The organism is Rhodopirellula maiorica SM1 (assembly GCF_000346295.1).
In the GTDB taxonomy this organism is placed as follows: domain Bacteria; phylum Planctomycetota; class Planctomycetia; order Pirellulales; family Pirellulaceae; genus Novipirellula; species Novipirellula maiorica.
Genome location: NZ_ANOG01000550.1, coordinates 26,258 through 37,355 on the forward strand (window position 1 = coordinate 26,258; position 11,098 = coordinate 37,355).

The 11,098-nt window shown below is 55.5% G+C and carries 10 protein-coding genes; 3 read left to right on the top strand and 7 right to left on the bottom strand.

Annotated elements, in window-relative coordinates; translation table 11 throughout:
• Positions 1–266 precede the first annotated feature (266 nt).
• Both RMSM_RS17725 and RMSM_RS17730 read left to right on the top strand, forming a co-directional pair.
• Positions 267–1,109: a phosphoadenylyl-sulfate reductase gene (locus tag RMSM_RS17725; protein ID WP_236622189.1), complete on the top strand. Its 843-nt coding sequence runs from the start codon at positions 267–269 to the stop codon at positions 1,107–1,109.
• A gap of 15 nt (positions 1,110–1,124) precedes the next feature.
• Complete coding sequence (locus tag RMSM_RS17730) at positions 1,125–1,550, top strand: Rrf2 family transcriptional regulator (protein ID WP_040767804.1); 426 nt, start codon at positions 1,125–1,127, stop codon at positions 1,548–1,550.
• A 158-nt stretch (positions 1,551–1,708) separates the two neighbouring features.
• Here RMSM_RS17730 and RMSM_RS17735 read toward each other — a convergent pair whose 3' ends face one another.
• The 3 genes from RMSM_RS17735 to RMSM_RS17745 form a co-directional block, all read right to left on the bottom strand.
• Positions 1,709–3,403 (bottom strand): flagellar basal body P-ring protein FlgI, encoded by a 1,695-nt coding sequence (locus RMSM_RS17735; protein ID WP_040767806.1) that lies wholly within the window; start codon positions 3,401–3,403, stop codon positions 1,709–1,711.
• A 150-nt stretch (positions 3,404–3,553) separates the two neighbouring features.
• Positions 3,554–3,949 carry a nucleotide pyrophosphohydrolase gene (locus RMSM_RS17740; RefSeq protein ID WP_008699132.1) on the bottom strand — a complete coding sequence of 132 codons (396 nt, stop codon included), beginning with the start codon at positions 3,947–3,949 and terminating at the stop codon, positions 3,554–3,556.
• On the bottom strand, positions 3,946–5,067 hold the full coding sequence (locus RMSM_RS17745; protein WP_008699133.1) for an FG-GAP-like repeat-containing protein: 1,122 nt from the start codon (positions 5,065–5,067) through the stop codon (positions 3,946–3,948). Before RMSM_RS17745 ends, RMSM_RS17740 begins: the two co-directional genes overlap by 4 nt.
• Positions 5,068–5,468: 401 nt before the next feature.
• Between RMSM_RS17745 and RMSM_RS17750 the strand changes: the two genes are divergently transcribed.
• Entirely contained in the window at positions 5,469–5,975 is a 507-nt protein-coding gene (locus RMSM_RS17750) for a MaoC family dehydratase (protein ID WP_052031685.1), read from the top strand.
• Positions 5,976–6,165: 190 nt separating this feature from the next.
• Here RMSM_RS17750 and RMSM_RS17755 read toward each other — a convergent pair whose 3' ends face one another.
• The 4 genes from RMSM_RS17755 to RMSM_RS17765 all read right to left on the bottom strand — a co-directional run bounded on the left by RMSM_RS17755 (position 6,166) and on the right by RMSM_RS17765 (position 10,820).
• Positions 6,166–8,013 (bottom strand): Gfo/Idh/MocA family protein, encoded by a 1,848-nt coding sequence (locus RMSM_RS17755; protein WP_008699135.1) that lies wholly within the window; start codon positions 8,011–8,013, stop codon positions 6,166–6,168.
• 78 nt (positions 8,014–8,091) lie between these two features.
• A complete protein-coding gene (locus RMSM_RS42715; RefSeq protein ID WP_236622190.1) occupies positions 8,092–8,598 on the bottom strand; it encodes a hypothetical protein in 507 nt (168 codons plus the stop codon).
• A 67-nt stretch (positions 8,599–8,665) separates the two neighbouring features.
• Positions 8,666–9,097, bottom strand: a complete 432-nt coding sequence (locus RMSM_RS42720; protein ID WP_236622191.1) for a hypothetical protein — start codon at positions 9,095–9,097, stop codon at positions 8,666–8,668.
• Between the two features lie 172 nt (positions 9,098–9,269).
• The gene (locus tag RMSM_RS17765; RefSeq protein WP_008699139.1) at positions 9,270–10,820 is read right to left on the bottom strand and encodes an FMN-binding glutamate synthase family protein; all 1,551 of its coding nucleotides are present in this window, start codon (positions 10,818–10,820) and stop codon (positions 9,270–9,272) included.
• Positions 10,821–11,098 lie beyond the last annotated feature (278 nt).

The following is an 11,098-nucleotide window of genomic DNA, read 5'->3' on the forward strand; positions in this document are numbered from 1 at the left end:
GAAAAACCACACGGATGTCAGAGACATCCGGCGACAATCGCTAATGTCCCATTCTACACGCGTGAAAGCGGGTTGAGGCGGGGCAATTTGTAAAGGTTCCTCCGGTTAGCGAAGCGTCGAACTCCCATTTGGACCCGGGGGGCCAGCATGAATCCGCAGAATCGTTCAATTCTGAACCCGCAAACGCCGACAATCATACTTGACTAAATAGATCATGATTGTAGTATTTGGAAAACCAAGTCCTCAAAAAGCTGACTGGAATAACGATGTCTGCAGCCCGTGCCCATTCGCTGGACACCAAGTCGAGTTCGCAAATGCCCCAACCCCAAGCCACCAATTCGCCCCCGCTACAGCTCTATTCGCTCGATTCGGGGGAGCCACGTGGCGCATTGGCCGCCGATCCGCCGCTGGAGCCGACAGATGCGTTTTTGGCGGAGCTGCAGCGAGACAGTGATGCGTTGGAAAAAGCGACGCCTCAAGAGATCTTGAAGTGGGCGGTCGATCGTTTTGCGCCACATTTCACGATGGCGACGGCGTTTGGTCCCGAGGGAATGACGATCATTCACATGTTGGCCGAGATCGCTCCGGAAACGCCGATCTTTAATCTGGAAACGGGATACCAGTTTGCGGAAACGCTCGAGCTTCGCGAGACGGTCAAGAAACGATATGGCATCGAAGTCCAGTACAAGTATCCCAAGACGACGGTCCAGGAATACGAAGCGGCCAACGGTGGTCCGGTCTACAAGACGGATCCGAATCGCTGCTGCTTTGATCGAAAATTGAGTGTGTTGCATGAAGCCGCCAAAGGTTGGCATGCATGGGCGAGTGCGATTCGTCGTGACCAGAGTCCCGATCGTGCCAAGGCACCCATTGTCGGTTGGGATCGCAAGTTCCAATTGGTGAAGATCAGCCCGCTGGCGAATTGGACCAAGAAAGAGGTGTGGTCGTTGATCACATCCGAAAACATTCCTTACAACCCGCTGCACGATCAAGGCTTTCCGAGCGTTGGATGTCAGCCTTGCACCCGAGCGGTCTTGGCTGGCGAAGACGAGCGTGCGGGACGTTGGTCGGGATTTCAGAAAACCGAATGTGGTTTGCATTCGTCATAATCGGAGACCGGGGTTATGGTTATTTCAGCACGCGTCCATTACGCCTGTCTCGCCATGCTCGAGCTCGCGATGCGATCCGATGATACGTCGCCGGTGGCGGTCCGCGAGATCACGGACCAACACAACATTCCCGGTCCCTTTCTTGTCCAGATTTTGCGGACTCTGCGAACGGCTGGCTGGGTGCAAAGCATCCGTGGCAGCCAAGGCGGGTACCGATTGTCGGTCGATCCCAAGCAGATCACGCTGCTGGATGTTGCCGAAGCCATGGGCTGCCAAGAGGGCCACTCCTGTGGTGCCGAACATGCCACTGCGACCGATGAAGCGCTGCAGCGAGTTTGGGACAAGGCAAGTGAAGCATCCCGAAAAATGCTCAGCAGCGTTCGCTTGAGTGATCTGGTTGAGCAGTGTCGTCATGGCGAAGCCACGATGTTCTATATCTAAGCCGCTCAGTTGTAGCGTGAGAAAACGTTCGGTTTAGACCGGGCGGGCCCCGCGCCGCACCACTACAAACGCCACCCGTTTAGTGCCAAAGTAGATGGCATTGGGCTTGCGCCGCTCCGCTAGAAAAGCCGCCCGAGGGCGACTTGATCGTCGCTGGGCTACTCGGTTGGCTGCGTCGTATCGGACTCGGTGCCCGCTTCGTCTGCGTTCGACTCGTCGTTGTTCGCCTCGTCATGATGGTCGTCGCGGAAATAGGTTCGCATCGAACGAGGCAACGGGTCGATCGCCAATTGGTCCACCAGGAAGCCTTTCTGTTTGGCCTCTCGCAGCACTGCGACGACATCGCCATAACCGCCGCCGACTTCTGCGATTCCTTCGATCACCATCGCCAACGAACTGGGGACGATCAATCGACGATCATCCTGGCCGGCCTGAAAGCGGCTGATGCGAATGTGTCCTGGTCGCTCCTTTTCGTTTTTCAGGATCAACCCGGAGGGACCCATCAGAAACGATTCAATCTTCAGAGCTTGCGGGCGTCCCATCAAGACGATCTCCGGTTTTTCGCGTAGCGAAACGATCACAGCGGCGGGGCCATCCGGAGCGACTTCGTACATCCGGAATGTGGTGCCAACGACTCGGCCGTTCAAATGTTGTCGACCATCGGGGCGGCGACGAATGCTACAGAATGCACCGTAGCGTGTTTCTAGACTGCTTTCGTTCATCAAACGAGCCAATCCATCGATTGCCAATTGTTGTTCCATCCCCTGCAGTGCCAGTAACGCCGGATGGCGAAACGCACTGGTTTGCACCACGGCATCGATCAATGGATCAATCGCTTCGGGACGATCGAGATAGGCCAATGCTTCGGCGGCATAAAAACGCAGTTCAGGATTGGCCGATTCAATGCCTTGTAGCAACGTCGGGATAGCGCTGTCGCCTAAGCCTTCTAATTGAAGTGCGGCATCGGATGAGGTGGCTGGTTCGGACAACCGTTTGCCAAGGTTGACCAAGCGGGTTTGTGTTGCAGAGGATTCGGGGGCGACTCCCAACGCGCGAACGACCGCCATCAAGCGGCCGATGTTGTCTCGGTATCGCGGGTGGACTTCGATTTCGATGTAGTCGTCTTCGATTGCTTTAGCGATGCCTCGGCGCGTGGTGCCATCGAAGAAGTAGAAACGTCGGTTGATGGCGTCGGTGATCGCCGAAGCCATTTTCACGTGCTGGAATTCGGGGCGAAGGATCAAGCCGAGTTTGCGGCTGATTTGGATGCGACCGCCGCCCAAGACTCTGCCTTCGAGACGATAGGCAGCGTCGGTGGCCGGATCGTGGTCGGCGCGTGTCAACACCGGGCCGGTACCGACAATCATCACTTCACTTTGTCGCACGCTGCTCTGCAGGACTTGTTGATGACGGAGACGCGATTCGAGCATCCAACCGCCGTGCAGGTCGGTCACTTCGGTTCGCGGAGGCGAGGTGATCTTGAGGTCGACCGGATCGCCACGGCGGGCACCCGGGGGAACATAAGCACGCACGCGAACCAGTGCAGTCTCTTCGAGTTCGAGAAAATGGTTCGGGTCTTGAACTTCATGGCGACGCATTTCTTCGAGCAATTGGTCGCGAAACAACGAGGGGATTGCCGGCGCACCGGTGCCCGCGAGCCCATTGATCGCCGCGACGCCATCGACTTGAATCGTGTTCATCCCCTGTACGATCGATGCGTCACGGATCAAATCCGGCGGCTTGGGAACCTTCATTAATTCCTTCAGTCGCGCGTCCTTGTCGTTCTCATCGGCACCGCTACGCCAAAATGACGTGCAGCCGCCGGCCGCGATCAAGGTAATGCAGATGGCCATCAAGACGTTGATGCGAACACGCCTTGGGGCTGAATCGGTAATGATTTTTGGCTTCCTGCCTTGCATCAGCTGACTCGGTGGCAATCGAGAAATGAACTAGATGTGGTGGGTGATAGCTTACGATGCCACTTGGGAGCAATAGAAATGTGCTTAGGGCCGAAGTTTCGGGTTCTCGCGGTGCCGCGTCACGTCCCGCCGCGTCTTTTTGTCCAGATTGCTCTGCAGTGCCTTGCTCAAATCAATCCCCGACTGATTCGCCAAGCAAATCGTGACAAACAGCACGTCCGCCAATTCATCGCCAAGATCGCCAAGATCCGTGCCCGGCTTGCAAGATTGCTCGCCGCAGGTTCGCGACAGAATGCGAGCTACCTCGCCCACCTCTTCGACAAGCTGGGCTAGATTCGTCATCTCGTCAAAATAGCGAACCCCAATCGTTTGGATCCATTGATCCACCTGCTGTTGAGCTTGGCGAATGGAGATCGACGGATTCTCGGCGGAATCGGAATCCGAAGATGGAGAGAAAGTTGAAGGAGGGACAGTGCTCATTTTGCTAGCAACAAATAGGTTCCACTTTTACCGGCGACCGCGATGTCGGTTTTGTCGTCGTCGTTCAGTTGTGCGGTCACGATTTGCAAACCGCAGCCAACATGCCCTTCTTCGATCGTGTGCCGCGTGAACGATTTGTCTTCAGGGTTCCAGCGGTAGTAGTACAGGCAAGGCATTTCATTCCCACCGGGGTCGTTCCCGTTGTGTCCGTAGTAGCGTTTGCCGGTGATCAGCTCTGCGGTGCCATCGCCATCCAGATCGGTCCAAGCGAGCGTATGTGGCTGGCTGAAACTGCGGTCGATCTCGTGTTCCGTGAATTCGATGCTGCCATCGTTATTGACCCCGGTGTTTTCTTTCCACAGCAACCCGTAGTTGTGTCCATTGCCATAGATCAAATCGTTGTCGCCATCGTCATCCAAGTCGACGACAATCATCGGGATGCTGGCGTGCAGTTCCCAATCATCGTGAAACGTCCACTCGGTATCCCAGATCGCGGATTCGGGTTGTTCGTACCATCCTTTTCCCGTCAACACATCGAGACGTCCGTCGTTGTTGATATCGCCGACGCCCATGCCGTGCGAATTGCCGCGTGCGGCCAATTGATGCGAGACAAAGTCATAGGCCGCTGGATCTTCTTTACTGGTCGGCGTGGTTTTCTTGACCAGTCGCCAAACCAACGTGGGCGCATCTTTGGCCCAACTGTTGACAATCCATTCGGGCACACCGTCGCCATCGAGGTCGTGCATCAATTGCGCTTCGTTCCTTGAGTTTTGTGTGTCAGCTAGCAAATGTTTGGGCCACATCTTTCCGAGCCGAAGCGCTTCTGGACCTGGATTCTCGTACCAATACACTTCGCTAGGCACAAACGATCCGGCAATCACATCAAGCCGTCCATCGTCGTTGACGTCGAAGAGAAAATCGCCATTGCTTTGTACGTAGCCGTTCCAGTCATCAATTTGACGAAGGGGGCGTGCAGCCCAGTCGTTAGCAGAGAACCAGTAGCGGCCTGCGACCAAGTCCGTTTTGCCGTCGCCATCGATGTCACCCGCAGCGATCCCTTCATTGGCATCCAGTGCGAGTCGTCGGGCGTGGAAAGTAGCGTCTGGGGACTCTGCCACTGCTGGGCTAATAAACGCGAATAACACCGTTCCAAGGGCGAGGATCGTGCTGCAAATAACTGGAACGTGTTTGTTTGAGGGGAGCAATGTAAACACTTCTTCTCCGCAGGTGGGTTGGGTTGGGCAAGGTATGGGGGTACGCTAGGCGGGATCGTAATCAATAGACGCGATACCGAAGTTGGATTGAAAGGCGAGGGAATTGGATTCCAGTCAGGAAAGCGAATAGTTTTCTCACATGATGTAATCCGTTCGCTTGCAGTCGCAAAAGCGAGTTTTATTGTAATTGCTGCAAAGACGCCTTTTGATTTCTGTCATTTCACGGCATGATTATACGTTCATTCACCCCTTGTGTGTGGGACTACCGCCCATGCAGGAACCCTCAAGCCACATTCGAGCGATCGTTGAATCACATCACCGACACTAAGCCGCTTTTTCTTGAGGACATGAACATCGGCGACCGTTGGTCCAGCCCTTGGCGTGAAATCACGGCAGACGATGTTGCGGACTTTGCTCGCTTGACCGGGGACCACGATTCGTTGCATTGCAGCAACAGTTCGGCTTCGCCATTTGGTGAACCGGTCGCTCACGGATTGCTGGGATTAAGTGTGTTGGCGGGACTCGGCAGCGATCATCCTAACGCGGCCACGTTGGCTCTAGTGGGAATTTCGGATTGGCAATTCGAAGCACCGATCTTCTTTGGCGATCGGGTACAGGTCGTCACCGAAGTCGCGCAAATCCAACAGCATGGTCGTCGAGCCGGCCGCGTGACCTGGCTGCGACAATTGGTCAACCAGCACGGCCGGATCGTCCAGCGGGGTAACTTCGTCACGCTCGTAGCGACCCGTTCACGGGCTCGTCATTTAACGAACCAAGAGCACACGCAACGTGGCACGCTGCCGCCTCGCTAAGCTCCGGGGCTTCCTCCCGTAGCGAAAGTCGCCAAGACTTTCGATCCCCTCGCCTACCGCCCAGTTCGGCACACGTTCGGCGCAAACAAAAAACGGCGTGAGGGAAATCACGCCGTTCAAACTTCGTTTTCGATAAGCCCTGCCCGCACGAAACTCTCGGCGAGTTTCGCGACGTTGTTGGCCTTGGAAATTAAGCCACTGGCTTTTTCATGAATTCGCGTTCGGTTGCGATCTTGCTGCCATCGGGAGTTGCATCGTTGTCGATATCGAACCACTCTTCCTTGAATTCCAGATAACCGCCCTTGCCCGCGTTGGCGTTCTTCAGCGCGACATTGGTGCCCAGTGCGATAACCGCATCGCCCATGGCAACCGCGGGGTAGCAGCGTGGACGGTTTTCTTTGTCTGGGTTGCGGATGCAGTATGCCCAGTGTTCGATTTCTTCGCGGTAACCACGGCTGACCGGGCCTGAGTCGGCTGCTTTGGCGACCGGGGCAGCGAAGTCGCCACTGGCACTGGTGTCCAACGCGTAACCGCCACCCTTCTTGGCGATTCCAACTTTGCTGCTGGTGTCGCTGTTGCGATACAGCATCACGTCGGTTTCTTTGTCCAAGATCAGCGTGCCTTTGCTGCCCAGCACCACTTCGCCCCAACCGCCGAATCCGTTTCCATTGATTGACGAATAGGTCACCACGACCTTCTTGTTTGGATCGGTGTCGTAGCCAGGGACTGGACCATTTCCAGGGTTCTTTTCGTTCGGATACTTTTCGACGCGGTCGTAATAGCCGACGTCAAAGGTTTCGGAGTACTCAGGCCCAGGGAATTCGAACATGCAATAGACATGGTCGCCGACTTCGCGATCGAGCGGCATGATGTGGCGGCCGCCGACAGCGTGCACGCTAAGCGGATGGACTTTCTTTCCATCATCACGCAGCGAGCTTAGGAAGATGCTGACGGCGTCGAGTTGATGGCTGCCAAGTTCGGCCATCAAGCCAGCTCCGGTGCGATCAAACAGACGCCAGCGATGCAGTTCTTCCATCGCGGTGAAAATCTTGCCTTGCAGCGTGAAATCTTGGTAACCGAAATTCTTGGGGTCAACATTTTTGTCTTGATCCCAGGCGGTCCACAGTGCGATTTCATTCTGCAATCGCACGATTTCGTCCGGATCCTTCTCGGTTTTCAATTGGTTGACGCGGTGGGCCAAGTCGCGGGCGATGCGGTCAAACTTCTTGTCGCTACCGACAATCTTTTCACCACCGGGAAGCGGCATCGACCAACTATCGCCACCGGGCAGATTGCCGCGGTGCCATTGGGCACGGATGTGGTGCAGTTGGCCAAGCAAGCCCCAGCGAATCAGGTTGATTGCGTTGTCATATTTGACGTTGTAATGCCGTTGATGCCCGGTGGCCAAGTGCAATGGGTTGTCGTTCTTGTCTTTGAGTTCGCCTGCCATTCGCGACATGACTTTGCACTGTGCGACGTTGTGCGCCATCAGTTTTTCGGTCAGCACATGCAGCCCTTTTTCCATCGCCAAAGCGGCTACGGGGGCGTGGAGCCAAAGCGGCAATGCGATGATCACCGCTTCGATATCGGGATCCTTCAAACACTCCATGATCCCGCCGTTTTCGGCGTTGTAAACTTTGACGTTACGGCGTGCTTCGGCTTCATCCTTGTACCCAGCGACGCTGATCAATCCAGGACGCCGCACCAACGCCGACGAGCTAGACCAATCGCCGTGAAATGCCCGGTGTTCGCTGTAGGGGCGGATGTCACAGATGGCTTTGACCTGGACGTAATCGGGATTACAGCCACCGATCAATACGTTGCCTTCGTCACCGGTTCCGATCACCGCGACGCGGACAGGATCGTTGACTTTGCCGTAGCCAAAGTAGGCTGCGCCAAGTCCGGCACCGCTGACAGCACCCGCCGCCACAATCCCACGCAGAAAGTCACGACGATTGACGTCGTAGTAACTTCCCACGGCTTCGTAATAGTTGTCTTCGCCAACTTTTCGTTCTTCAGCAGAAAGCTTGTCGACCATCGTTCTGTACCTTGTCGCTATGTTGATTCGTTGTTTGGAAAGAGTAGAAATGCGGATCCTGTTTGCCGAGGATCCGGATTAGGCTTCGGCGGTTTCCGGACTGCAAAATTTGCGTACAACCAAATGCAGGAAATAATCCAAGCCAGCGAAGCGTCCTGCGCCCGTCCCCGCAAGAACCAAGCACGCCATCGCTTCGATCAATTGGTAATAAGTCGATCCAGGGCCCGCAGTAGGAGGATATTGGCTGAGGAAGACCGACGCGAGGAAACCTGCGGCCGCCAGTGCCGCGACTGGAGTGAACAGTCCAAACAACAGACACAGCCCCACGGCGATGTCAAAGTATGGCACCATCGCATCAATCACGCTGGTGTCGACTCGGGCCGAACGAGGCATTGTCGGTTTGAAAGCACGATGGGCCTGGAGTTGCTCGGGTGTCGCAATCGACAGCAACGAGGACGTGTAGTTCTTCCAGATTTTTTCGATCTCTTCCATCGCGCCAGCACCTTTGCTTGTCCATTCCTTGCGAATGGTTTCGCGCTGTCCGCCTAAACTCGAAACTCCGCTACGCACAGGGTCCCGGTCCATTCTAGCTTGGCGTTCTTTTCCAAGCTCGTATTCTTCTAAATCGTTAGCGTGCTCTTCGATCGCCCAGTCATATTGCTGTAACGCACTTTTGTAGACGTCTTGGGCTTGGCGATTTTTGCTTCCCGTCGAATTTGTAGTGGTCGCTGATTAACGCCCACTGCCATTTCCATTCCTGGTCGACGCGTTCGCGATCTAACCGAATTTTACCTTCATTGTCCCAGACAAGTCCACGAAAATGTTCGGCAAATGGCCCTTTTGCGTTGGCAAAAAAGGGCTTGGCGGTCCAATTTCCCGACGTGTACTTCTCCATCCCCTCGGTGTAAAAATGCCAACCAACGCTCAGTCTTAAGAGCACCAGCATGGTCATACCGATTAATCCCAGCAGTCTTGGAGAAAGCCCCCAGCCAACGGCCAAACGCAGCGGCAACAAAACAAGCTTTCTCACGGAAGGCAGACTCCAAACTAAGGGCAAGCAAGAACGCGTCGGGAAAATATCCACAACGGGGAAAGGTGGGGTGGTAGGGCGGGGATTCTATCAAAAAACCAGCCTCGCTGGGGGCTATTATGGCAAATGGACTCTAAATCGCCAAGGATAAAGGACGCAAAATTGCCACCACCGATTTTGCTGACGATCTCATTCGCTGCGAAGCCAACACCGATGTCCGCGGCAACTACTTCACCAGTTCGGGCTGCGTGGTGTTGACCGTGCGAGTTTCTTTCAGCCCGGTCGCATCGCGAGTGTATCCGAGCACTTCATGCAATTGAGAAAATTTGTTCACCCCGGTACTGAACTCAATCTCTTTGCCGCTGAACTGACAAGGGTGCTGATAGCCGCATGCGTAGGACAGCGACAGCAGTTCCTTGCGGAAGCTTTTGATAAATCTTGCCATCCGTTCTGCCTTTTCGTCGATGTTCAATCCCGCCTGCAGCCACCGATTCTGAGTGGCGACCCCGGCGGGACAATGGTCGGTGTGACACTTGAGCGATTGGATGCATCCAATCGCCATCATCGATTCACGCGCGATTTGAATGGCGTCACATCCCATCGCGAACGCAATCACCGCGCGATCGGGAAACCCTAACTTGCCGCTGCCGAGCCAGACGATGTCGTTGGAAATCCCCGCTTCTTGAAAAATCGGATAGACCCGTGAGAAGCCAATTTTGAAAGGCAGCGAGACATGGTCGGCAAACGAAAGTGGTGCGGCTCCGGTGCCCCCTTCGCCACCGTCGATGGTGATAAAGTCAGGGCCTTCGCATCGCTCTCGCATCCGTTTCGCCAATTCTTTCCAGAAGCCGCCGTTGCCGATCGCGCTTTTGATTCCCACGGGAATTCCCGTCCGGTCCGCGATCATTTCGATCCAATCGATTAATTCGTCCACGGTATTGAATTCCGAGTGTGCATTGGGGGAGATGCAATCGACCCCCACCGGGACGTCACGCGCGAAGGCAATTTCGGCAGTCACTTTTTTGCCCGGCAAAATGCCCCCTTTGCCCGGCTTGGCACCCTGGGAAAGTTTGATTTCGATGCAGCGGATGGACGCGTTTTGCTCGACTTTGGCCGCGACCACGTCGATCGAGAAGTGACCGTCACGGTCGCGAGCTCCGAAATATCCGGTGCCCAATTGCCACATGATGTCAGCTCCGTGGCAATGGTATGCACTGACACCTCCTTCGCCTGTGTTGTGAAAACAATTCGCCTTTTTTGCACCGATGTTCATCGCCGCGACCGCCTTGGCACCCAGCGAACCAAAGGACATTGCCGAGATGTTGATCACCGATTGAGGTTGATAGGGGCGAGCTCGGCCATGCGATTCGCCCATCACCTTTAAGCACGGAATGTAAGTGGGGTCATCGCCAACGTGTTCCGCCTTACTCTCAGGAAAGGGAAACACCGCATGTTTGATGATCGGATAACCGATGCCGTAGATTTGTTCGGTAGTGCCGAAGCCGAAGTTGCTGTTTTCCCCTTTCGCCGAGGCGTAGATCCAACTTCGCTCGTCTCGATTAAACGGCATCTCCTCTTTGTCGTTGGCGACCCAGTATTGCCGCATCTCGGGGCCCACTGTCTCGAGCCAATAGCGGATGTGACCGACGATCGGAAAGTTGTGCATGATGGTGTGCTTCTTCTGAATGAAGACATCAAACACGAAGACCAACACCAGGAATCCAGCAAGGCCAGCGAAGGAAAGCATGATCCAGTGGTCGCTCATTGCGTCAAACATGGTCGAGACCCTGCAAGTGAGAAGAAAGGGCGTGCAGTGTCATCGTAGCATGAGCCCCCCGCGGTGTGAGCGAGGAATGCCCACCTGGGACGCCACGTCCCGCCAGCTCACCTGGAGCCCACCTAGACGCCGCATCCCGGCAACCCACTTGGATCGCCGCATCCCGGCAGCCCACCTGCGACGCCGCATCCCGGCGGGGGGCACGCCAATTTGGTGTTTCTCGGCCCCACTTTTTGCGGCGACCCGACTCGTTGCGGCGGCCCGAAAGGTGAGAACAA